The 21,392-nt window shown below is 52.2% G+C and carries 20 protein-coding genes; 11 read left to right on the top strand and 9 right to left on the bottom strand.

Annotation, left to right across the window (positions count from 1 at the left end):
• Positions 1-100 precede the first annotated feature (100 nt).
• Positions 101-691 (top strand): GNAT family N-acetyltransferase, encoded by a 591-nt coding sequence (locus N4599_RS07080; protein WP_260898693.1) that lies wholly within the window; start codon positions 101-103, stop codon positions 689-691.
• A gap of 127 nt (positions 692-818) precedes the next feature.
• Here the strand turns inward: N4599_RS07080 and N4599_RS07075 are convergent, their stop codons facing one another.
• Both N4599_RS07075 and N4599_RS07070 read right to left on the bottom strand, forming a co-directional pair.
• Complete coding sequence (locus N4599_RS07075; RefSeq protein WP_260898691.1) at positions 819-1,820, bottom strand: D-2-hydroxyacid dehydrogenase; 1,002 nt, start codon at positions 1,818-1,820, stop codon at positions 819-821.
• Positions 1,821-1,961: 141 nt separating this feature from the next.
• Positions 1,962-5,435 (bottom strand): peptidase M23, encoded by a 3,474-nt coding sequence (locus tag N4599_RS07070; protein ID WP_260898689.1) that lies wholly within the window; start codon positions 5,433-5,435, stop codon positions 1,962-1,964.
• A 188-nt stretch (positions 5,436-5,623) separates the two neighbouring features.
• On the opposite strand from N4599_RS07070, the gene N4599_RS07065 reads away from it, so the two are divergent.
• Positions 5,624-6,409: a hypothetical protein gene (locus N4599_RS07065; RefSeq protein ID WP_260898687.1), complete on the top strand. Its 786-nt coding sequence runs from the start codon at positions 5,624-5,626 to the stop codon at positions 6,407-6,409.
• A 79-nt stretch (positions 6,410-6,488) separates the two neighbouring features.
• Here N4599_RS07065 and N4599_RS07060 read toward each other — a convergent pair whose 3' ends face one another.
• Together N4599_RS07060 and N4599_RS07055 are read right to left on the bottom strand one after the other, a co-directional pair.
• On the bottom strand, positions 6,489-8,687 hold the full coding sequence (locus N4599_RS07060) for an ATP-dependent Clp protease ATP-binding subunit (protein ID WP_260898686.1): 2,199 nt from the start codon (positions 8,685-8,687) through the stop codon (positions 6,489-6,491).
• Between the two features lie 89 nt (positions 8,688-8,776).
• Entirely contained in the window at positions 8,777-9,019 is a 243-nt protein-coding gene (locus N4599_RS07055) for a hypothetical protein (protein WP_062813073.1), read from the bottom strand.
• A gap of 452 nt (positions 9,020-9,471) precedes the next feature.
• On the opposite strand from N4599_RS07055, the gene N4599_RS07050 reads away from it, so the two are divergent.
• Genes N4599_RS07050 through N4599_RS07040 form a run of 3 tightly spaced genes read left to right on the top strand, consistent with a single transcriptional unit; the run spans position 9,472 to position 12,101 of the window.
• Complete coding sequence (locus tag N4599_RS07050) at positions 9,472-10,656, top strand: aminotransferase class I/II-fold pyridoxal phosphate-dependent enzyme (RefSeq protein WP_260898682.1); 1,185 nt, start codon at positions 9,472-9,474, stop codon at positions 10,654-10,656.
• Between the two features lie 2 nt (positions 10,657-10,658).
• Positions 10,659-11,648: a D-2-hydroxyacid dehydrogenase gene (locus N4599_RS07045; RefSeq protein ID WP_260898680.1), complete on the top strand. Its 990-nt coding sequence runs from the start codon at positions 10,659-10,661 to the stop codon at positions 11,646-11,648.
• A 15-nt stretch (positions 11,649-11,663) separates the two neighbouring features.
• Complete coding sequence (locus tag N4599_RS07040; protein WP_260898678.1) at positions 11,664-12,101, top strand: GNAT family N-acetyltransferase; 438 nt, start codon at positions 11,664-11,666, stop codon at positions 12,099-12,101.
• A 55-nt stretch (positions 12,102-12,156) separates the two neighbouring features.
• Here N4599_RS07040 and N4599_RS07035 read toward each other — a convergent pair whose 3' ends face one another.
• Entirely contained in the window at positions 12,157-12,591 is a 435-nt protein-coding gene (locus N4599_RS07035) for an Rrf2 family transcriptional regulator (protein ID WP_260898677.1), read from the bottom strand.
• Between the two features lie 145 nt (positions 12,592-12,736).
• Between N4599_RS07035 and N4599_RS07030 the strand changes: the two genes are divergently transcribed.
• The 3 genes from N4599_RS07030 to N4599_RS09970 are packed head-to-tail and all read left to right on the top strand — an operon-like array spanning position 12,737 to position 13,524.
• Complete coding sequence (locus N4599_RS07030) at positions 12,737-13,159, top strand: OsmC family protein (protein ID WP_260898675.1); 423 nt, start codon at positions 12,737-12,739, stop codon at positions 13,157-13,159.
• Between the two features lie 34 nt (positions 13,160-13,193).
• Positions 13,194-13,415, top strand: a complete 222-nt coding sequence (locus N4599_RS07025; protein WP_419719944.1) for an SDR family NAD(P)-dependent oxidoreductase — start codon at positions 13,194-13,196, stop codon at positions 13,413-13,415.
• Positions 13,396-13,524: a hypothetical protein gene (locus N4599_RS09970; protein ID WP_419719943.1), complete on the top strand. Its 129-nt coding sequence runs from the start codon at positions 13,396-13,398 to the stop codon at positions 13,522-13,524. Before N4599_RS07025 ends, N4599_RS09970 begins: the two co-directional genes overlap by 20 nt.
• Before the next feature lie 92 nt (positions 13,525-13,616).
• Here the strand turns inward: N4599_RS09970 and N4599_RS07020 are convergent, their stop codons facing one another.
• From N4599_RS07020 to N4599_RS07005, 4 genes are all read right to left on the bottom strand, one after another.
• On the bottom strand, positions 13,617-14,582 hold the full coding sequence (locus N4599_RS07020) for a DNA-methyltransferase (protein ID WP_260898673.1): 966 nt from the start codon (positions 14,580-14,582) through the stop codon (positions 13,617-13,619).
• A 141-nt stretch (positions 14,583-14,723) separates the two neighbouring features.
• Entirely contained in the window at positions 14,724-15,632 is a 909-nt protein-coding gene (locus N4599_RS07015) for an L-lactate dehydrogenase (protein ID WP_260898671.1), read from the bottom strand.
• Between the two features lie 94 nt (positions 15,633-15,726).
• The gene (locus N4599_RS07010; RefSeq protein ID WP_260898670.1) at positions 15,727-17,064 is read right to left on the bottom strand and encodes a hypothetical protein; all 1,338 of its coding nucleotides are present in this window, start codon (positions 17,062-17,064) and stop codon (positions 15,727-15,729) included.
• Between the two features lie 215 nt (positions 17,065-17,279).
• Positions 17,280-18,452, bottom strand: coding sequence for an iron-containing alcohol dehydrogenase (locus N4599_RS07005; RefSeq protein WP_003711482.1), 1,173 nt, complete (start codon positions 18,450-18,452; stop codon positions 17,280-17,282).
• A 478-nt stretch (positions 18,453-18,930) separates the two neighbouring features.
• On the opposite strand from N4599_RS07005, the gene N4599_RS07000 reads away from it, so the two are divergent.
• From N4599_RS07000 to N4599_RS06990, 3 genes are read left to right on the top strand one after another with little or no spacing between them, the layout of a single operon-like run.
• Positions 18,931-19,941: a uroporphyrinogen decarboxylase family protein gene (locus N4599_RS07000; protein WP_062813111.1), complete on the top strand. Its 1,011-nt coding sequence runs from the start codon at positions 18,931-18,933 to the stop codon at positions 19,939-19,941.
• A 13-nt stretch (positions 19,942-19,954) separates the two neighbouring features.
• Entirely contained in the window at positions 19,955-20,698 is a 744-nt protein-coding gene (locus tag N4599_RS06995; RefSeq protein WP_191363558.1) for an amino acid ABC transporter ATP-binding protein, read from the top strand.
• Between the two features lie 10 nt (positions 20,699-20,708).
• On the top strand, positions 20,709-21,380 hold the full coding sequence (locus tag N4599_RS06990) for an amino acid ABC transporter permease (RefSeq protein WP_062813113.1): 672 nt from the start codon (positions 20,709-20,711) through the stop codon (positions 21,378-21,380).
• Positions 21,381-21,392: the final 12 nt, after the last annotated feature.

The following is a 21,392-nucleotide window of genomic DNA, read 5'->3' as shown; positions in this document are numbered from 1 at the left end:
TATTTTACCGCAAACCAATTTCAGGAACCAACACTGACCCTTGATTCTTCGCCCCAATTTAACGATAATAAAAATAGTAATACCTAATAAGGTGAATTAATTGAGTACGATTTACTTACGACGGACCTATATGCGCGACTTGCCTGCAATTAACCGCATTATTGAGGACGCCAAAAACGCATTGAAAACTGCCGGCAGTCCGCAATGGCAAGACGGACATCCCGACCGTCGCACAATTATTAATGATATCACCCACCACCTCTCTTGGGCCTTGGTGGTCGACGAACAAGTTGTCGGCGTAGCAACCTTGGTGCCTGGTCCTGAAAAAAGCTACCAACAGCTCCAGGGCGGGGCATGGAGTGACGATGACAACCCCTACCTGACCATTCACCGAGTGGCGATTGGTAACCAGGCGCGGGGGCAGCACCTAAGTACCTTCCTCTTTTCCAACCTGCTTACCATCGGCCAGGAGCGTGGTTATACCAACTTCCGCCTCGATACTCATCGCCTCAATAAGGCCATGCAGGCCATTGCCCAGAAGTTCAGTTTCCAGTACCGGGGAACGGTGAATGTGGCGGACCAGATTGATCCCGAACGGCTGGCCTACGAGCTCAACCTGCCGACTAATGAGCTGCCGGTCGAGTACCACGTCAATAATGACTTCATGCGGCCAATGATAAACCGTAAATAAATGGACATAGGTGGTCTTCTCTCCATCAAGCCCATCTTTAGAGCATAAAAACAGCCTCCAAGTTCGGATTTTCCGAGTTTGGAGGCTATTTGCATACTATAATACTCTCTTTTATTTAATTAATCCCTTAGCCAACTTCCACCGGTGTATCTGGTTCTTGCCCTTCAACCATTGCCAGGTTGTTATCAAAGGCCTTGACCACCATGTTGCGAACGGCATGGGTAGTGTAGAAGGCCGTATGTGGCGTTACTAGAACGTTTGGCCGGTCAATCAGGTCCTTGAGCAGTGGGTCTGGGAATTCCTTGCCAGTCCAGTCCTCGTTGAAGACGCCAACTTCACCCTCGTAGGTGTCCATCACGAAGCCAAATAGCTTCCCATCATCCAACGCCTTAGCAACCGCGGCAGTGTCCACCAGCGGTCCCCGGGAAACGTTGACCAGGACGGCATCGTCTTTCATTTTGGCAATCGTTTCCTCGTTAATCATGTGGTAGTTGTCCTTCATCGCTGGGACATGGAGGGAAACAACGTCTGACTGCTTGTATAAGTCGTCTAAGGAGTCAACGTAGTAACCCTTCTCTTCCAATTCAGGGTTCTTAAAGACGTCGTAGGCAATTACCTTTGCGCCAAAGCCCTCCATAATCTGCATGAAGACCCGGCCGATATGACCCGTTCCAATTACCCCAACGGTTTGGTCACGGACTTCCCGACCAATCGTTGGCGCCCACCGCAGGTCACCATGGGCCATCTTTTCATCCATCTGCTTTGCCTGCCGTAAGACACGAGCTGCCTGGATTGCAGCGTGTTCAGCAATGGCGTTTGGTGAGTACACCGGCACGTTAGTAATTTCGAAGTCTAATTTCTTCGCCTTATCCATGTCGATGTTATCAACCCCGACGTTCCGCAGGGACATCTTGGTAATCCCCAAGTCTGCCAGCGCCTGCAGAGTCTCTGGAGTGTAATCCAATTGCTGGTAGACAACCACCCCGTCGGCACCCTTGGCTAATGCCGCCGTGTCTGGCGTCAGCAGTTTGTCCGTGTAATCAACCTCGACTTCTGGATGCGCCGCGGCCCATTCTTTCAAGTATGGTTCTTCATCTTTCCGGATACTGAACGCAAAAATCTTGCTCATATTAATTCCTCCATCAATTAAATCCAAATCACACATCCACAGTTTGCACGTTGCAAACCCTTACACCAATTATCAACGATAGCAGCTTTTAAAGCAAGAGCAAAAAGGCGGCAAGCGCACCGTTTCACATGAAACAAAAGCCTAGTACGGGCGTACCCGTAGCGCCCATTCAGGGTCGATCCAGCTCCCTGAACCAGTAGCCTGAGAGGAATCCGTCCAGTTTGGCTGATAAGAGTGGGCGAGGTCCATCCGGTAATTCGGGCTGGTGTTCATCCCCAAGTGTAGGTGCGACAGGTCCCGGTAGCCAATCACCTGTCCAGGGTAGACAAGGTCGCCGACGTTGACGATAATCCGGCTCCGGTTAGAAAAGGCTTCCTGGTAAACGAAGAGGGTTCGACCATCCCAGATCAGGGCGTACCACCAGAGGTCCCGTGCTTGCTGGTCCCGCACCGTCGCAATATCAATGACCCGGCCGCCGTGGACCGCGTGAACGTCGGCACCCGGATGATCGTAGGCCCCAAAGTCCAAGCCATCGTGGTAGCTGTTTGTCCGGCCAGCCCAGTTATAGCCAAAACCCTGCCCAAAGGCAAAGGAGCCCTCGCCACTAGCAGGAAACGGCCATGACCAGCCATCGTTCCACGGCTGCGTATGGGCAACTCCGTCCCGACCAAAGTCGTAACAGTGTCCATCGGCCCACTGCACACCCGTGTACATCTGCCCGTGGAGCTGGTCATTGTAAACCCAGTCGTCAGAACCCGGCTTCATCTGATAACCGTCCGCAAAGTAATAGTTGTTGCCAGCCACGTTCCGCCAGCCGGTCGCCAGCTGACCAGTCGCGGGATCATAATAGACCGTCCCACCATTTAATGACTGGAAGCCAGTATTAATATCAATCTCTGGCGACCACCAGTCAATATAATCGCCGTTACCAGCTGCATCATCGGTATAGCGGTGAATTACGCGAATTCCCCGGTGGTTCATCTGCTCTGTTACTGGCAGAGTCAATGCAAAGGCAGAATTGCCAGCACCAGCAATCCAACCCGCCTGCCGAGCCCCGGCGCTGGTCGTCAAGTTAGAATTCGTTTGGTTCAACGGCCGCCGGTAAAATTCGTGCCCGTTCAAGTCGGTCACAATCAGGTACTGGTACGGCCGGGAGCTCTGCCCCATTGCCGCGTGCCAGCCAGAAATCGCTACCGCATTGGTCGTCGGCTTGTAGACACCAGTGACTTCACCAGCGTTAACAGCGTAGCTCTGACTGTTCAGGTCACTAGCATGACCGTTACCGGCTGGATCATCGGTTACCCGCAAGATAAAGCTGAGCTGGCCTTGCTTAAACACAGTGTTGTTCGTTGGCACTACCAGGTCAAAGCCGCTGTGCCCGCTTTGGTAGGTCTGTGAGTATGCTCGTGTAACATCAGGGCGGTCGCTAAAGCTAATTTTCTGGCGGCCAAACTCCTTGCCGTTATATAAGCCAATCACATACGCAAACGGCTTATCAAGCAGCTGGTCAGTGGCAAGCCACCCGGCTACCCGGATGCCGTCAGCGGCCGCGGTCAAACCGTCAATGGATGCGTGCGCCTGGTCGAGCGTCATCGCTGGCATCCAGTAATCCTGGTAACTAGCACTGCCGTTATCACCGTTACCGGTACTAATAGTCGAATACCGACTGACGATAGAATAGGAATGGCCGGCGTGCAGGGCAAGCTGACCAAAATCACAGTTGAAGCCGGAAGCGGTAGCCGTGGCGATTCCAGCATTGCTCCGCTGGACATCCGGCCGCGCCGCATTGCCAGTGACCAGCTTGGCCGCCACTTGTTGGTGAGCAGTATTGTCATACACGATCAGGAAGTGGTAGGGCGCAACCAGCTCAAAGTCGCTGGCGTGCCAGCCGCTGACTTTGAGCCGACCATCGCTGAGCTGAAAGCTATCCAGCCAGCCCCGGTTGGCACTAGATAAGGTTAGCCAGGTGTCATTTTGGCGATCACCCTCGTCACCATTTCCCTGACTGTTCGCGGAATAACGTAGAACCAGGGCGTACTGGTGGCCGCTGTTTAAGCTGAGTTGCGGGAAAACCGCCGTAAAGCTGGCATCGGCCGCGTTGTAGGCACTGAGCTGAACTCCCGGCTCGGTCACCGTCAGCGGCGTTTTCACCGACCCAACCTGCTGGTGGGCTGTTAGATCATAGATAATCACGTAATGGTTTGGTTGCTGATAGGCAGCATCCGCGGCGTGGTAGCCCTTGATCACCAGTGCCCCGTCCTGCTTTGCCACACTGGTGATGGCATACTGGTTGTGGTTAAAGTTCACCGGGTTAAACCAGTAGTCAACGTAGTCACGGTTGCCAGCGGGATCACTGCTATACCGGCTCACGATCCGGAGCGGGCTCCCCACCAGCGCGCTAGTCAGGTCAAACTGAACTTGCCAGCCAGAATTAGCAGAATTATAAATTCCCGCGAAGGCGCGGCCAACGTCTGCCCGGGCAATGTTCTTCACCGGTAACCGGCCAAGTTCGTGCCCCTGGGCGTCCAGCAGGATGATAAAGTGGTGCTCCCTTCCCAGGCTGCCATCTGTCGCGTGCCAGCCCGCCAGGTTGAGTTTGCCGCCAGCAATGGTGACATTATCAAGGTTCGCCCGGTTGGCTTGGTCAGCCTTTAGCGGCGAGTACCAATAATCGGTATGGTGACCTTCTCCACCCTGCTGGTCGTCGCTATACCGTGAAATCAGTTGGAGCTGGTCGTTGAGATAGCGGCTGTCCGTACTAAAATCATAGTCGAGGTTCCAGCCAGCTTTGGCAGCGCCGTACGTCCGACCACAATATTTGGCAATATCCGGCCGGGCCGCGTCGCCGACTCGAACCCGCTTGATTTCCCGGCCCAGGGTCTGGTCATAGATAATGATCCAATGGTAGGGCTGGCGGTAGCTGGCAGAAGTCGCGTGCCAGCCGCTAGCGGTGAGGTGGCCGGAAGCAAACCGCCAGCTGTCTAGGTAGCCATTCTCCTGCTGGTCAAACGTGATCGGGGCATACCAGTAATCGGCATCCGTATTGTTAGCTGTCGGGTCATTGCTGTACCGGCTGACAATGGCTAGCGAATGGCTTAACCAGGCATCGGCATTACCATCACTGAGGTCAAAACTGACCTGCCAACCTGAATTAACCGCGTTGGTGACGTTGCGAAAAGCAGTTTGCACGTCTGGACGGCTGACCGGTTGGACTGTCTGCCGCTGCAATTCCCGGCCAGTGGTTCGGTCAACCACGATAATCGTGTGGTAGGGACGGTTTCCGGCCTGCCCATTCGCGTTCCAGCCTTGTAACTGAACCTGGTTCCCCACAATGGCCGCCCCGTCCAGGTTGCCGTAGTTCCCAGTATCGCTATTAGCAGTGATGGGTGTTACCGCCGGCTGGCTAACAGCATTAACCGTGCTTGGCGCTACCTGACTGGCTGGAGCCGCCGGGAGCGATTGATTGCTAGTTTGGCTACTAGCAAAAGCCGCGCTGGCAGTGAGATTTGCCGGTGCCACCTGCTGGTCGGCGGCGTTGGCGGTCAGCTGATTGACCATTAAAACCGCCCCGCAGACAGTGGCGGCGGCTAGAATTCCCTTAACCTTGATTTTCATATTTCCCCCCATTAATTCTTGCAATGTTTCAATAAAAATAATGATAAAACACCCTTCATTTTACAACTTTATCAGCAAATTACCATTTTCCGTCCGCCAAGTGGTAGTTTTTTCAGCCAATGGATAAAGTGGAAGCTCTACGCAGCATATGCTACAATTGACGCATTGCTTATTTGGGAGGAAGTAAAATGAAGCATAATTCAAGGATAGTAATTATTATAACTGCACTATTGGCATTGATTCTGGTTGGTTGCGGTAAAAAGGCACCTACTCACGCAACAAGTAATCAAGAGTTCCTCAGCGGGGTATATAAGGAAACAGACCAGGACACGCCAAAAGATGATGAAGGCCGTGCTCAGCCTAATTACTTTTACTTCAAAAAGAATGGGGACGTATTGGTCGCCCAAGCCGAAACCGGTGGAGAGAATAACGGCAATTACGGCGATGCAGAACGGGGAACCTGGAAAGCTCTGGGAAATAACAAATTCAAAATCAGCATCAAGACAATTTATGATAAGGATGCTTATACTTTTACCATGAAAAAAAGTGGCAACCAATTAAGCACTTCTGGTACTGCTAAGGGTGCTACCTATGAGTGGGGCAAGGATTCATATAAGAAGACTGATATGACTGCCGCCGATTTTATGAGTATGTTTAACGCTGCCAAAGAATTACAGCAAGAAAAAGTTAAGAAAAATGGTTATACCGATCCTGACAATAACAGCGACAGTGCAAGCAGCAGTAATACTAATGCCACTAGCAACTCGGGAACCGCTAGTGATGATGTAGACGCCCAAGAACGGGCCGCTGCATTTAAGAATGGTGGTCGCTGGATTACTGACAAATCTGACCCCGCTTATTACAGTGATGCAAATGCTTACGTTACTTATCTGCAAATCAAAGATAGTGTCCAGAAAGGACTCATGAATCCTGATGGTACTGAAACGCCAAAGGGCCAAGCAGAGGATAACTAAATATTTTAAAATACAAAAAAACCGGCCGGTGAAATTTTTTCACCAGCCGGTTTTATCAATTTAGCTATTCAGCTAACGACTACTTGTCTTCTTGGTCGTCCTTAGCTTCGTCATCTTTTTTGTCTTCCGGAGAAGTGTATTGGTCGCTGTCATCCTTGGCAGCGTCCTTGGCGTCAACGATTACCAGCTTGCCATCCTGCATTTCAGCAACCAAGTGCTTAGCATCCAGGTGGTCAAGGTAGTAGTCAGTGACCTTGTCACGGATTTCCCGTTCGATTACCCGCCGCAGCGGACGTGCACCCATGGCTTCATCGTACCCTTCGTCAATCAGGTACTTCTTAGCAGTAGGCGTTACCTTAACGTCCATGCCCTTCTTAGCCAGAGTGGCGTTAACATCAGCCAGCATCAGGTCAACGATCTTTTGCAGGTCTTCCTTCGTCAGGCTGTGGAATTTAACGATGGCGTTGAACCGGTTCAAGAATTCTGGACGGAAGTAGTTGGTCAACTTCTTGATCAGGTCTTCTTCATCGTTGTCATTGCCCAGCTTAACCGGTGCGTCGTTGGAGTAGCCGGCGTTAGAAGTTGCAATGATCACGGTGTTCTTGAAGTCGATGGTATTCCCTTGACCATCAGTCAGGCGACCATCATCAAGTACTTGGAGAAGCAGTGTAATCACTTGTGGGTTAGCCTTTTCAATTTCATCCAACAAGATGATGGAGTATGGGTGCCGACGAACCTTTTCGGTCAGGGTGTTGGAGTTGTCATCGTAACCAACGTAACCAGCGGTCGTCCCAATCAGCTTGGAAACGGCAGTCCGGTCTGAGTATTCAGACATATCCAAACGGATGATGTCATTCTTGGAGCCGAACATGTCGAGGGCCAATTGCTTAGCCAGTTCAGTCTTACCAACACCAGTTGGGCCGACGAAGAGGAAGCTGCCAATTGGTGATTCCCCTTCATCGAAGCCGGCCCGGTTCCGCCGAATAGCGCGGGCAACGGCTTCCACGGCTTCGTCTTGGCCGATAACCTTGCCTTCTAGGCGCTTGTCCATGTCCTTCAGACGTTCAACATCACTAGCACCGATCTTGGAAACCGGAATACCAGTCATCTGTTCAACGGCGTTAGCAACGTCTTCTGGAGTTGCCGTAACCTTTTCGTCTTCGGAGTTCTGGCTCAATTGCTTCTTCAGGTCAGCAATCTTGTCCTTAGCAGCCTGGGCAGCCTTGTAATCTTCCTTCTTCGCTGCTTCCTTCTGCTTCTTTTCTTGAACTTCGATTTCCTTTTCAATCTGCTTAGCATCATGTGCTGGGTGCTTTGCTGCCAGGTGAGCGGCCGTCATATCAATCAGGTCGATGGCCTTGTCAGGCAAAGCCCGTTGTGGCATGTATTGAACGGAATAGTCAACCGCTGCCTGCAGAACGTCGTCTGGCAACTTAACGTTGTGGTGACGTTCGTACAGGTCCCGAATACCCTTCAGGATGGCAATCGTGTCGGCCTTGCTTGGGGCGTTAACCGTTACCGGGTTAAACCGCCGCGCTAAGGCAGCGTCCTTCATAATGGTGTTCCGGTATTCGTCCTGAGTAGTTGCACCGATGACGCTGATTTTACCCCGGGACAATGCCGGCTTGATGATGTCGGACATTCCCTTGGAGCCGCTGTCAGAACCAGTTGAACCAGCACCGATGATTTGGTGGATTTCATCGAAGAAGAGGATGATGTTTCCCGCCTTCTTGACTTCATCAATCAGCTTTTGCATGTTTTCTTCAAAGCTGCCCCGGTATTGGGTTCCAGCTTCCAGACCAGAAATATCAATACTGATGATTTCCTTGTCCTTGATTGGTGCAGGAACGTTGCCGTCAACGATTGCTTGGGCCAAGCCTTCAACAACCGCCGTCTTACCAACACCAGCATCCCCAACCAGGACCGGGTTGTTCTTTGTCCGCCGACTTAAAATTTCAGCGGTTTCTTGGATTTCCTTGTTCCGGCCAATTACAGGGTCCAGTTCGCCTTGACGGGCTTCTTCCGTCAAGTTCCGGCCCAGCTTGTGCAGGATGCTTTCCTTGCCTTCGCTTGGCTGTGGACCTGGCTGACCGCCCTTTTGTGGCATTGCCCCACCAGGCAACTGACCGCTTTGCCGGTATTGTGCGAATTCTTCTGGAGTTACTTCTTGACCATTGATCATGTAACGACGGTTTGCAGAACCATTCATTCCACCCATCAGTTGGTTAAAGATGTCATTCATATCGCTGTTAAATGGATCCATTGGATTTTGTGCCATTACGCTGTACCTCCTCAATTAATTGTTAATTTCAAGTGTTAAATTGTAGTCAGAATTAATCTATATAAACAGCCAATCGGGCCGACTGGCTACAACGACTCGTCATCATCATGTTTCAGATAATGACTCTCTAAATCACGAAGGACTTCCCACATCGCCTTGTGCTCAGCTCGTGCCAAGGCATCAAGGTCGCGTAGATTTAGCGACGTAGAACTCGATTGTGGTTTATTGAATGATTTATGTAAAGTCGTGTAGCCATAGCCAGAATGCTTAGATACTTGGTAAATCGTTAAATTGTGGACTTCTAAGTATCTCTTGATATCGATCTGCATCGCTATTCACTTCCTTCACGTTATCTATTATAACACATCTGTGATATAGCACAAGTGTAATAGTAGAAAAATGTGAATTAATTTTAGCTTAAATAATTTTTATTATAAAAAAGGCAGTTTAGGCCATTATCTAGCGGCTTGTTGGCACTTGCCAAGGGGTGATTTCTCAATTTTTCCTTGACAATCATTAGAAATTAATTAGAATAGCTAATAATCAGTTAATCAAGGAGACCGTAATGATGAAATCAGCGATGCAACAAGTAAATCATGCATACTACTTCTGGTTTAGCAGCTTAATCCGCTAGCCAGCAGTGATTTTATCATTGGGACTTCCGGATAATTGCCAAGTATCCGGAATACTCCTTCATCATACTCATTCCAATCTGATGAAAAGACCCGGATACGTTTAATCGTCATCCGGGTCTTTTCGTATTTTTAAGGAGGAATTAATCATGCCCACAACTAAAGCCAGTATTATGAACCAGCTCAACCGTAACTTCACCCGCCTTAAACCGGTTGGCATCCGGGAATTCGATGCCCAGGCCAGCGCCGTCCCTGGAATCGTCAAGTTAACCTTGGGGGAACCCGACTTCAACGTACCTGACGCCATGAAGCAGGCCGCCATCGACAGTATCACTGATAACGACTCCCACTACGCGCCGGCTGTCGGTACCGCCAAGCTGCGAGCGGCCATCGCCGACTTCCTCAAGGACCGCTACCAACTAGACTATGATCCCAACGGTGAAATTGCGGTGACGATCGGCGCAACCGAGGGAATCTACGCCGCCCTCTCTGCCCTAATCAATCCCGGTGACGAGATCCTAGTCGCCACCCCGACCTTCCCGTTGTACATGGCGGTCACTACCATGCTAGGCGGCCAGCCGGTTGAAATTGACACCAGCGACCACGACTTTGTCCTAACTCCTGATCAGCTTAAAGAAACCATTGCCGCCCACCCCCGTGCCACGACTTTGATTTTGAACTACCCCTCCAACCCGACTGGGGTGACCTACTCCGCCCAGCAGGTCGAGGAACTGGCAATGACGGTTAAGAACACCGACCTGGTAGTAATCGCGGATGAAATTTACTCCGAGCTGGTCTACGACGGTCAGCACACCTCCATCGCCAAATTCATCCCCGAGCAGACCCTCATCCTGAACGGGGCCTCCAAGTCCCACGCCATGACCGGCTACCGGATTGGCTTTATCGCTGGTCCCCGGGAATTGATGGGACCGGTCAGCGCCGTCAGCGGAATGATGATTACATCCGCGACCGATTCGGCCATGGCAGCGGCCACGGCGGCCTTCGGTACCGCAGCCGGGAAGGCAGCTACCCAGCAAATGAAGGCCGCCTACCAAGAACGGCGGGACTTCCTCGTGGCCGCACTCGCTAAGCTTGGTTTTGAAACCGCAACGCCAAACGGGGCCTTCTACCTCTTCGCAAAGATTCCTGCTAGTGCCGGCAATGATGACGTTGCCTTCGCCACTGCATTGGCCAAAAAAGGCCGGGTCGCCGTGATCCCTGGCTCCTACTTTGGCGCCGGCGGGCAGGGCTACCTGCGGCTCAGCTACGCCACCAGCATGGAAAATCTCAAAACCGCCGTTGACCGCATCGCCGCATTTCTCAAGGAGGACTAACTATGACTAAGATTTTAATGACCAGTGTCCGGGACGACGAACAGGCCGCCATTGACCAATTTGCCCGTGAACATAACGTCGACATCGTCACCACGCCAAAGCTGATTGACGACGCGGTGGACCTGACAAAGGACGTTGACGGGCTGGTAATCCAGCAGCGCAGCCCCGTCGACCCAGCCGTCTACCCCCAGCTCAAAGCGCACGGGCTCAAGCAGATTGCCACCCGGACCGCCGGCTTTGACATGGTCGACCTGCAAGCCGCCCACGCCAACGGGCTGACCGTTACCAACGTCCCGGCATACTCGCCCCGGTCGGTTGCCGAGCACGCCCTTATGCAGATTTTCCGCCTGCTCCGCAAGTCCTACCGCTTCGACGCCCAGGTCGCCCAAAACGACTTCCGCTGGTTCAGTGACGAACAGGCCTTAGAAATCCACACGGCCACCATCGGGATCATCGGGGTCGGCCGGATCGGCGGTACCCTGGCCAAGCTACTCAAGGCCCTCGGTGCCCGGGTCCTGGGCTTTGACGTCAAGCCCCGTGAAGAAATGCGGGGAATTGTCGAGTACGTTTCCAAAGAGGACCTGCTCCGGCAAAGCGACGTGGTTTCCCTCCACGTGGACCTCAACCCGACTTCGACCGGTCTGATTGCCGCACCGGACCTGGCCCTGATGAAGCCAACGGCGGGTCTTGTCAACGCCAGCCGGGGACCGGTCGTCGTCACTGCCGACCTGGTCGCGGCCTTGAAGGACCACCAGCTAGCCGCCGCGGCCCTCGACACCTTCGAGGGAGAAAACGAGGTAGTGATGACCGACCGTCGGGAGAAGGGTCTCGCTGACGTTCCGCTCGTGGAGGAGCTGCACGCCATGGACAACGTCATCCTGACGCCTCACATCGCCTTCTTCACCAACCTGGCCGTCAAGAACATGGTCGACTTCGCCCTCGAAGACGTCCTGCTCATCCTCGCGGGAAAGCACTCCCCACACGAGGTCTAACGAGGAGGCGTTAATTTGCAGTGGTTCAATAAGACATTTGATGAGCTCACCGGTGTAGAACTGTTTAAGATTTATCAGCTCCGGGCCCTCGTCTTCAACGGGGAGCAGGAGAGCTCCTACCCTGACCCGGACGAAAACGACCTGGTCGCGCACCACCTCTTCTGCTGTGATGGCCCGCAAGTCGTGGCCTATGCCCGCTACTTTGAAGTTGGTAAGCAGGTCACCTTTGGCCGGGTCGTGATCCGGAAAAACTACCGGGGTACCGGCCTCTCTAAGCCCTTGATGGACCAGCTCCTCAGTGGAATCCAGCGTGACTTCCCGGGCCGTGAAATTGTCATCCACGCCCAGTATTACATCCGGGGCTACTACGCCCAGTACGGTTTCCACCCCACTGGGGACCCCTTCATCGAAGCCGAGCGCAAGCACATCACCATGACCCACCCCGGGCTATAAAATAAAGCAGGCCTCCAGGACCGCGGTTTTGCACCGCTTCCCGGAGGCCTTTATGTTACTTCTTTTCTTCGTTAATCCGCGCCCGCATCTGGTCGACAACCGACTGGAGGCTGATTTGAGCCATCTCTTGTTCTGCCGCCGTCTGGACACGCTGGTACGCGGCACCGAGCACGCCCGGCATGCACCGGCTCAGGGGGTGGAGGTGGTTAATCTCCTGATCCACGTCTAAGAACTCCTGGTGGCTTTCAACCGCCTGGTAAATATCCAGCAGGCTCACCTGGGCCGCGGGCCGGGTCAGCTTGATGCTGATTTCCCCGTGCTGGCCGCTCCGTTCGAGGATCCCGCCCTTGACCATGTGGGCAATCAGGCGCCGGATTAAGCTGGGGTTGGAGTTAACGTTCTCCGCGATGGCCGAGCTGCTATTGCTCCCTAAGATTTCCAAATACACTAAGATGTGGACGGCGTCACTTAACCGGTGCGAATACTTCATTACAATCTCCCCATTCTAACGGCACTAAACTAATAATACCCTATTATAGGCGCTAACCGTGGGCCGGGTCAAAGGAGCATTTTCATTGCTGACAAGTTAGTCACCGATTACAATTAAGGAAAAAGAAATCAGGAGGGCGAAAGCAATGAGCACTTACAAAGTTAGAGCAACTAAAACTACTACCGGAATGCAGGTCGCTGCTGGTACCCGGGGCTTTGAAATCAACTTTGACGAGCCCGGCAGTACGAATACCGGGATGAACCCGGTCGAAATTCTCCTCGCCTCTTTCGGCGCCTGCCAGTCAATCACGGCCACCGCGCTTGCCCGAAAGCGGCACTTTGACCTCCAGGCATTTTGGGTGGACGTTGAAGGCGACCTGGGCCGGGAAGACATCGACGGTGAATCGTTACGAAAGTTCACTGAGATCCGTTACCAGGCCCACGTGCGCAGTGACGAGTCCGACGAGGATATCAAGCAGTTTCTCGCCGACGTCGCCAAGAAGTGCCCGGTCGAAAACACCCTGATGCACGGCACCACGTTTAAGCCAACCGGATTTGTACGGGAATAGCAACACCAGCGCTAAATAAAAGGAGATTGATACCATGGACATGGGATTACAAAATAAAAGTGCCCTCATTATCGGCTCCACTAAGGGGATTGGAAAGGCAATCGCCAGGGTCATGGCTGGCGAAGGGGTCAATGTGATTATTAACGGGCGTAAAGCGGCGGACGTTGACGCCATCGTAGCCGAAATCAAGGCTGATTATCCAAACACGAACCCCCAAGGAGCACCGTCCACTATCAATGATCCAGCGTCTCATTGACCCAGAAGAAATCGGCCGCTTCGTTACCTTCGTTGCATCGCCATACTCAAACGGATTTTCCGGTGAAGCACTGCGGATGGAAGGTGGCCTCGTGCCAACCTTATATTAACGGTCTAATCTGAATTTGAACAAAGGAGCCAGGTAGAAAATGACAATTTCTACCTGGCTCCTTTTTATTGGCTATGTGCTGCAAAACATAAACTACGAGCGACTCCCATCTTTCTTCAGCCTTCGTTGTAAGGCACCCGTATTGCGTTCCCAGAACACCCCGTCGGTATACCCCTGAATGCTCTGATCGCGGTCGGCAGCCTGGAGACGGTAAACGCCCCAAGCCGTGTACAGGCGGCTTTGCTCAACCCCGACAAAGTGCCGCCCCAGCTTTTTGGCGGTCACCAGACTCGAACCGGCGCCGGCAAAGGGGTCGAGAATCGTGTCACCCGGGTTGGAGCTCGCCAGGATCAGCTTGGCAAGCAGCTTCTCCGGCTTTTGCGTCGGGTGGCCGGTGTTTTCAGCCATCGACCAGTAGGGAATCGAGATGTCATCCCAAAAGTTTGACGGCATCGTGTCCCGGAAGCGGCCAGCCGCCGATTCATGCCAGTCCTTGGCCTGGCCGTTTTCACGATAGGGGGCGATTACTTGCCGGCGTTGTTTGACCTGGTCGACATTAAAGGTGTACTTTTTGTCGTCCATGGTCAAAAACCAGATGTCCTCCATGCCGTTTTTCCAATTGCCTTTGGCGCCGCGGCCCTTTTCTCGTTGCCAGGTAATCCGGTTCTTGACCGTGAAGTTAGCCGTGAGGACCGGCGCCAGTGCAATACTGGTCTGCCAATCGGCAAAAACGTAGAGACTGGCGTGGGGCTTCAGCTTCGGTTTAACCAGGTCAATCCAACGTTGGGTGTACTCCTGGTATTCGTCGGTAGACTGATGCTTAAAATTCAGCCCGTCGTAGTGTTTATCCAGGTTATAGGGCGGGTCAACCAGGGCTAAATCAGCAAACTGGTCGGGAAACTGCTGCACCAGCTGAAAGGAATCCCCGTTAATGCTCCGGTCGCGAATTGCCGTGAGCGAAACTGGCCCCGGTTGAAGCGTGACAATCTGCTCTAAGACCCCCGCTGGAGCATGGTCGAGGTCAAAGTCAATTGTCTTGTTGCGGGCCGATTTAGTCATTATTTCACCATCCACTTCTATATCTTAGCTAATAGTATAGCGCAAAAAAGGCGGTGGAAAAAAGCATAAAAAGCCCCGCTGGAAGGCTCGGCTTTTCCGAGTATTCCCAGCAGGACTTAATTTACAACCAATAGCTAGTGTCTAGGCGTCTTCCTTTTCCTTAATCGTCTTCGCGGAAGCAGCCAGCTTTTCCGCTTCGTCGGCTGGCAGCTTAACCGGCACGATCTTCTCGACCCCGTTCTTGCCAATCACGGCCGGGTAGCCGATGTAGGTGCCGAATTGCTCCAGGTATACCGAAGCTGGCATGAACTCGTGCTTGTCATTGAAGATTGCTTCGACAATCCGGACCGCACAGGTCGCAATCGCAGTAGAAGTGTAGCCCTTGCCGGCAACAACCGTAAAGGCGCTCTGACGAATTTCTTCGTCCAGTTTCTCCAAGTCAACTTTACCCGCATCAGCAAACTGGCTGATTGGCTGGCCGTCCAGGCGAACCGTCGACCAGGCAGAGAACTGGGAATTGCCGTGCTCACCGAGGACAAAACCACTGACGTTTTGCGGCGCTTCGCCAAAGTGGGCGCCAACCGCCCGTTGCAGGCGCGCCGTGTCAAGGAAGGTTCCCGTCCCAAAGATCCGGTTGTGCGGCATCCCCGTCGCCTTCTGCAGCTCATTCACGATCGCGTCGCAGGGGTTACTGATGTTGAGCAAGATGCCATTAAAGCCGCTCTCTTTAATCTTCCGGCCGACTTCCACGGCACTCTTCTTGTTAATCGGCAGTTCCGCGAACCGGTCACCCGTCTTCGCCGTCGCTTCAATATCACCGAAGCTGGTGATGACAATGTCAGCGTCCGCTAGTTCACCGTAATCGTTGCACTTCAGGACCGCGGAGTGTTCCGTCCGGGCAAAGGAGTCTGCAAAGTCGTAATATTCCGCCTCAACCTTCTTTGCGTTTTGGTCAATCATCACCAGTTCATCAGCCAATCCCTTGAGCAGTAAAATATGGGCCACCGTCGTTCCCACGTGTCCCAAGCCAATAATTCCAATCTTATGCATAGTCACATTCCTCCATCTGTAAACGGTTTCTTACCATTTCATTATACTATAAATCGGTCACGGAAAAACCCCCGACAGCCAACGCCCGGTTCACTTAACTTTTAAAAATGCTGCTCTGCTTCCGCGTCCTGAGTAGTAGCCACATGAGATAGAGAATCATGTACACTGCTAAAACTAGGTGGGTCAAGGTAATGGCGCTACCGTTTTGCATATCCGGCTGGTGCAATGAAAAGGCGCCGAGAATGTGGTTCATCCCTTTTAAACCCACGCTCAAAAACAAACTGCCCCACATGACCAGTTGCGAAAATACACCGGAAATCATGGAATAGTAATTGTTGACAATGGACGAGATCGTGTAATTACGCGTTGCCTGCTCGTACGCGCCGATTGTTTGCTTACGAATTTCCCCCGCAAAGCTCCTGATGATAAAAATCCCAATAAAGTAGGTGGGGAGCCAGAAGGTAAGGATGATGCCGAGCGTTAACGTCACCAGCGCCGTGCGCTCGGGAGCGGCACTGGAAATCCGGGTTACCTCGTTCACCAGCCTTGCCCCAAAAATAAAGGCCAGCAGGTAGGCAACGATTGTCCAGTAGTACAATTGGACCCCGTAGATAACCCCAATAAAAATCGTGCTATACAGCGTCCAGTACTGCCCGCAAACGCCGTAGAGCAAGATCCACGCGCGCAGGTTATGAGGATAGGAGAGCAGGTGCTGGTGGTTGAACAGCAAGCCTAGGGCAATGACGATAATAAAAGTAAGCAGTAGTCCGAGTCCCCACTGCGCTGGCTGACCGCTCCCCATACTCCGGCCGAGGCGCAGCAATAGCATTGCGGCCAGCAAGATGAGTGCTAAGAAGTAGTTATACCAGTGCAAGCGAACGGGAAAGGGATGGATGGAGTGCGGCAGCTTCCAGTATGCGCCGGCCGCTCCAAGAGAGATAAGGAGCATCAGTCCGAAGTGGATGACCGGATTCTTTACCAATAGCAAGCACCCTAGGAAAGCCAGCACAATGCCGAATTGAACTAACGGCTGGCACTGCGGGCGCTTGGTCAGCAGCCCATTCTTAACGAGGCGGTTCCGTTGACTGACCGCTACCGGAAAGAGGGCCGAAGCCAGCCCGGCGCCCACTCCTGACAAGTCAAAAAATACCGGATTAATGATGCCCAGCATTCCCAAGGCATAACCGCAAATCCCGCTGCCAATGCCAATCCACGCCAGTCGCTGGTAGTCATATTCAAAATCGCGAAAAAGCAATAAACCAGCCCGCCGGAAACCATAGTAGATTGCAAAGGGCAGTGCCGCCGTTAGCAATTCATGGTGGCCCTGAATCAAGGCAACATAAATTAAAAAGGGCATTAAATTTAGCAGTAAGCTGAAAACACCCGCCAGCTTCAGGAGCTCTTTGGACACAACTTCTCTAATGACGGTCAATCTCTCTATCCCCTCTCTGTTGTCACGCCGCCAAGGCAGCCTTCCTGGCTATTTGGCCGAACGTCAATTTCGTTGAACGCAAAATGACCTCCCAAATTTAACAATTGAGGAGGTCACTTTTTAATCCGTCACATATTTATAACGTACTCGCTAGCACAGGGCTATTAATGCCGCATAGCAATAACGTGCTCCGTGCCACTTCGCACTCACCTTTTTTAGTAAATTCCGTCGTAAGCCTTTTGGAAGAGCTTGACCAGGTCTTCCTTGGTCCCCTTGCGAGGGTTAGAGAAGGCGTTCCCGTCCTTGAGGGCATTTTCCGCCATCAATTCAAAGTCTTCTGGCTTAGCACCGATGGCCTTGATGGAGTCCGGAATACCAATGGCCTTAGCCAATTCCCGCATCCCGTCGATTGCCTTGTGGGCGGCTTCCATCGTCGTCAGGCCGCTGATGTCGTAGCCCATGATCTTAGCTAATTCAGCGAAACGGTCTGGGCAGGCGATAATGTTCCATTCTTCAACGACTGGCAACATCAATGCACAGCAGACACCGTGAGGAGCGTCGTATTGACCACCCAGTTGGTGCGCCATGGCGTGGACGTAACCGAGGTTGGCGTTGTTGAAGGCCATGCCGGCAAGCATTTCCCCTTCAACCATCTTCGTCCGGGCTTCAACGTTGTTGCCATTTGCCACTGCTTCCGGCAGATATTGTTGAATCAGCTTGATGGCCTTTTCACACTGACTGTCGGTAATGTCGTTGTGGTCAACGGAAACGTATGGTTCAACGGCTTGGACGTAGGCATCCAGACCAGTAGCCGCAGTTGTTGCCTTCGGGATTCCCAGCATCAGCATTGGGTCATTGAAGGAAACCAGCGGAATGTTCCGCCAGGAAACGACAACAAACTTCAGGTGCGTTTCTTCGTTCGTGATTACGGCGTGGCGGGTCAGTTCTGAACCGGTTCCGGCAGTGGTGTTAACCGCCATCAGTGGTGGCAGCGGCTTGTCCAGGGTTTCGATCCCAGCCAGCTTGGTAATGTCGTCACCGTTAGTCAGGATAATCCCGATTCCCTTACCACAGTCATGGGCAGAGCCACCACCGACCGTGATGATACTGTCACAGTTGTTATCCAGGTAGATTTGCTTCCCCTTCTTGATATCACGAATCTTTGGATTTTCTTCGGCACCGTCAAAGACCACGTATTCTACGCCGGCCTTTTCCAATGAAGCCAGGGTCTGATCAACTGGGCCATTCTTAATCTTGCGAATGTGGCTCCCAGTAACGACCAGCACCTTGTTCATGTTCAGCATCTTAGCCCGGTCACCGATCTTAGCAATCACCCCAGGGCCGAAGAAGTTTACGCTTGGCATCAGAAAATCAAATTGACGTTCCATTCTTTAACAACCTCTTTCTATCTATTACTCATAACGGCTATTATAATTGCACAAAATCGCCGAGATTGCAACTTTCTTCACGAGCTATTTTGGCTGATATGTCGCATTTTGTAACGGAAATTTAATTGATTTATATTAACTTGTCGCTTTTAATCACAAATCCCGTGACAGCGGTTTACAAAATTCACTGATAAAAAATTAGTTAATATATATTGACAAACCCCAGCCACCTATCTTAGAATACAGGCAACAAATTTTGAAAGGAGCTGAGCTTATGTTTACCACAGTTAAATTCGCCATGTGTTGTCAACCATCAACTACATTCGGACAAACTGACATGAGTTCAGCTGGCCGTTTTCTTTGAGGTTGACTTTTTTATTCTCCCACATTGAAAACTCATTTTAGGTAGGTAGACGCCACCGATCATGTCACATGGTCGGTGGCGTTTTTGTATTTTCAAAAGAAAGAGTGATTATTGATGAGCTTAAACCGCGAAACTGTCCTAAAGGCTTTACATAACGAAGAGGTCAACCAAGTACCCACGTCATTTTGGCGCCACTTCACCGATAACGAATTTACCGACGCCGCTGAAAGCCCCGAGGTTTTGACCACCAACCTAACGGGGCACCGCAATTACTACCAAGCCGTTGACGTTGATTTTGCCAAAACCATGCTCGACGGTTACTTCCCCTACCCCTTCCATGGGGTCAACAACCCCCGGCAACTCGCTGACCTGCACAACCTGCGGCCCATTGAGGACAACGATCCTTGGCTAACGGGACAGGTCGAACTGGCCGAGAAGCAAAAACAGGTTACCGGCGACCGCCCAACCTTCGTCACCATGTTCTCCCCGCTCTTCCTCCTCAAGTGGGCTTTAATTGAACACTACCAGGAGCCACTACTCCTAGCAGATCAGCGCTTTGCCGATATGTATACGGAAGATCCCCAGCTGGTCCTGCACGTCTTAAAGGTCATTAGCGACGACCAGAAAAAAGTTGCCCGGGCCCTGATGACCAATACCCAGATCGACGGAATCTACTACAGCACCCAGGAGATCCAAGATCAGCGGACCCAAACGCACCAGTTCTTCGAAGAGGTCATGGAACCGATTGACATCGATGTGCAAAATGCCATTAACGCTGTCTCGCTCCTTAACATCCTCCATATCTGTGGCTTTGATGGGGCCGACAACCACCTCGACTGGTTTACCGATTATCCTTTGCAGGTAATCAACTGGGCTACTGAAACCGATGGCTACTCCTTGGCTGAAGGGAAGAAGCTCTTCAATGACCGTCCCGTTTTAGGCGGCTTTGACAACAGCACCAAGGGGATTCTTTACACCGGCAGTAAGCAGCAAATTCAGGATAAAGTGCACGAACTCATTAGCGAGGTGGGCAAGCAGGGCGTCCTGCTCGGTGCCGATTGCACAGTGCCGCGTGACATTGATTACGATCACCTTCGCTGGGCGATCGAAGCCGCACACAACTAAAGGGGGATTCACCTTGTTACTAACCGTTAAAGACTTACACAAATCATTCAATGGTCGGGAAATTCTCAAGGGTATCGATTTTGAGATTCAAAAAGGTGAAATTGTTGTCATGATTGGACCGTCTGGCTCTGGAAAGACCACCTTCTTACGCAACCTTAACTTCCTTGAACACGCTGACCAGGGCAGCATGGACTTCGCTGACCACCACATTGACCTGGCCAAGCCCGATAAAAAGGACGTCCAGTGGGTACGCCGCCATTCCGCAATGGTCTTTCAAAACTATAACCTTTTCAAAAATAAGACGGCCCTGCAAAACATCGCCGAGGGGTTAATCTACGCCCAGGGAATGGCTAAAGGTCAGGCCAACGAAATTGCCAACCAGGCCCTGGATAACCTCGGGCTCAGCAAACAGGCGCAACTCTATCCGGCCCAACTCTCTGGGGGACAGCAACAGCGAATCGGGATTGCCCGGGCAACCGTCCTCAATCCAGAAATTATCCTTTTTGATGAACCGACGAGCGCCCTCGACCCTGAACTGGTGGGCTCCGTCCTCGGTGATATGCGCCGCCTGGCCGAAAGCGGGCAAACGATGATTATCGTGACCCACCAGCTTGGCTTTGCCCGTCAAGTCGCGGACCGCATCGTCTTCTTCGATGAGGGAAAGATCGTTGAAACCGGCGCTCCAGAAGAACTATTTGATCATCCCCAAAACAAGCGGACCGCACAATTCCTGTCCGCACTCAATGATGCTAGTTAGGGGGCAAACGATGAGCAATACTAAAATCCTGGAAGTTATCCTGCGCGGGCTTCCCAATACCCTCTACCTGCTAGTCCTCTCCTTTGTCTTCGCGACCATCCTGGGCATTTTCTTAGCTTGGCTGGACCTGCGGAAAAGTCGGGTGGCTAAGGGCGTCGCTAACCTCTACCTCGGCCTAATCCGTGGTACCCCGCCCTTGCTGATGCTGCTGTTGGCCTATTACGGCTTACCGGTCCTCTTAAAGGGCATCGGCATTAACATTGACGGCTGGACTAAGCTGACCTTTGGTGTTCTTGGATTATCGTTGGGCTGGAGTGCCTACCTCTCCGAAGCTTTCCGGAGTGCTTACTTGTCAGTTGATTCCGGGCAGTTAGAAGCCGCCCGTTCAATCGGCCTGCCAGACCGCACTACCTTTTGGCAAATCCTGGTTCCCCAGACTACCATGATTGCCCTTCCCAATATTGAAAACCTGGTCATCGGCCTGGTGAAGGCAACGTCGCTAGTCTATGTTCTGGGCCTCTACGACCTTTACAACGAGGCTTCAAACCTGTCTAACCAGACGGCCGGCGTTCACCAGCTGCAAATTTTCGTCCTGCTGGCGCTGACCTACTGGGTAATCGTCCTCATCATTGAGGGGCTGTTCCGGTTGGTTAAGCAGCGCTTCGTCGCCATTCGGATTTAGTGAAAGGAGGAA

This window comes from Limosilactobacillus oris (genome assembly GCF_025311495.1).
In the GTDB taxonomy this organism is placed as follows: domain Bacteria; phylum Bacillota; class Bacilli; order Lactobacillales; family Lactobacillaceae; genus Limosilactobacillus; species Limosilactobacillus oris_A.
Note: the sequence above shows the minus strand (reverse complement) of the source record. Positions and strands in the feature narration are given on the sequence as shown.

What these genes read in the sequence shown, in the direction of transcription:
- N4599_RS07050 (WP_260898682.1), top strand. Translation starts at nt 9,472, where the DNA reads ATGCCCACAACTAAAGCCAGTATTATGAACCAGCTCAACCGTAACTTC.
- N4599_RS09970 (WP_419719943.1), top strand. Translation starts at nt 13,396, where the DNA reads ATGATCCAGCGTCTCATTGACCCAGAAGAAATCGGCCGCTTCGTTACC.
- N4599_RS07070 (WP_260898689.1), bottom strand. Translation starts at nt 5,435, where the DNA reads ATGAAAATCAAGGTTAAGGGAATTCTAGCCGCCGCCACTGTCTGCGGG.
- N4599_RS07060 (WP_260898686.1), bottom strand. Translation starts at nt 8,687, where the DNA reads ATGGCACAAAATCCAATGGATCCATTTAACAGCGATATGAATGACATC.
- N4599_RS07025 (WP_419719944.1), top strand. Translation starts at nt 13,194, where the DNA reads ATGGACATGGGATTACAAAATAAAAGTGCCCTCATTATCGGCTCCACT.
- N4599_RS07055 (WP_062813073.1), bottom strand. Translation starts at nt 9,019, where the DNA reads ATGCAGATCGATATCAAGAGATACTTAGAAGTCCACAATTTAACGATT.
- N4599_RS07075 (WP_260898691.1), bottom strand. Translation starts at nt 1,820, where the DNA reads ATGAGCAAGATTTTTGCGTTCAGTATCCGGAAAGATGAAGAACCATAC.
- N4599_RS07000 (WP_062813111.1), top strand. Translation starts at nt 18,931, where the DNA reads ATGAGCTTAAACCGCGAAACTGTCCTAAAGGCTTTACATAACGAAGAG.
- N4599_RS07065 (WP_260898687.1), top strand. Translation starts at nt 5,624, where the DNA reads ATGAAGCATAATTCAAGGATAGTAATTATTATAACTGCACTATTGGCA.
- N4599_RS07005 (WP_003711482.1), bottom strand. Translation starts at nt 18,452, where the DNA reads ATGGAACGTCAATTTGATTTTCTGATGCCAAGCGTAAACTTCTTCGGC.
- N4599_RS07030 (WP_260898675.1), top strand. Translation starts at nt 12,737, where the DNA reads ATGAGCACTTACAAAGTTAGAGCAACTAAAACTACTACCGGAATGCAG.
- N4599_RS07020 (WP_260898673.1), bottom strand. Translation starts at nt 14,582, where the DNA reads ATGACTAAATCGGCCCGCAACAAGACAATTGACTTTGACCTCGACCAT.
- N4599_RS06990 (WP_062813113.1), top strand. Translation starts at nt 20,709, where the DNA reads ATGAGCAATACTAAAATCCTGGAAGTTATCCTGCGCGGGCTTCCCAAT.
- N4599_RS07015 (WP_260898671.1), bottom strand. Translation starts at nt 15,632, where the DNA reads ATGCATAAGATTGGAATTATTGGCTTGGGACACGTGGGAACGACGGTG.
- N4599_RS07045 (WP_260898680.1), top strand. Translation starts at nt 10,659, where the DNA reads ATGACTAAGATTTTAATGACCAGTGTCCGGGACGACGAACAGGCCGCC.
- N4599_RS07035 (WP_260898677.1), bottom strand. Translation starts at nt 12,591, where the DNA reads ATGAAGTATTCGCACCGGTTAAGTGACGCCGTCCACATCTTAGTGTAT.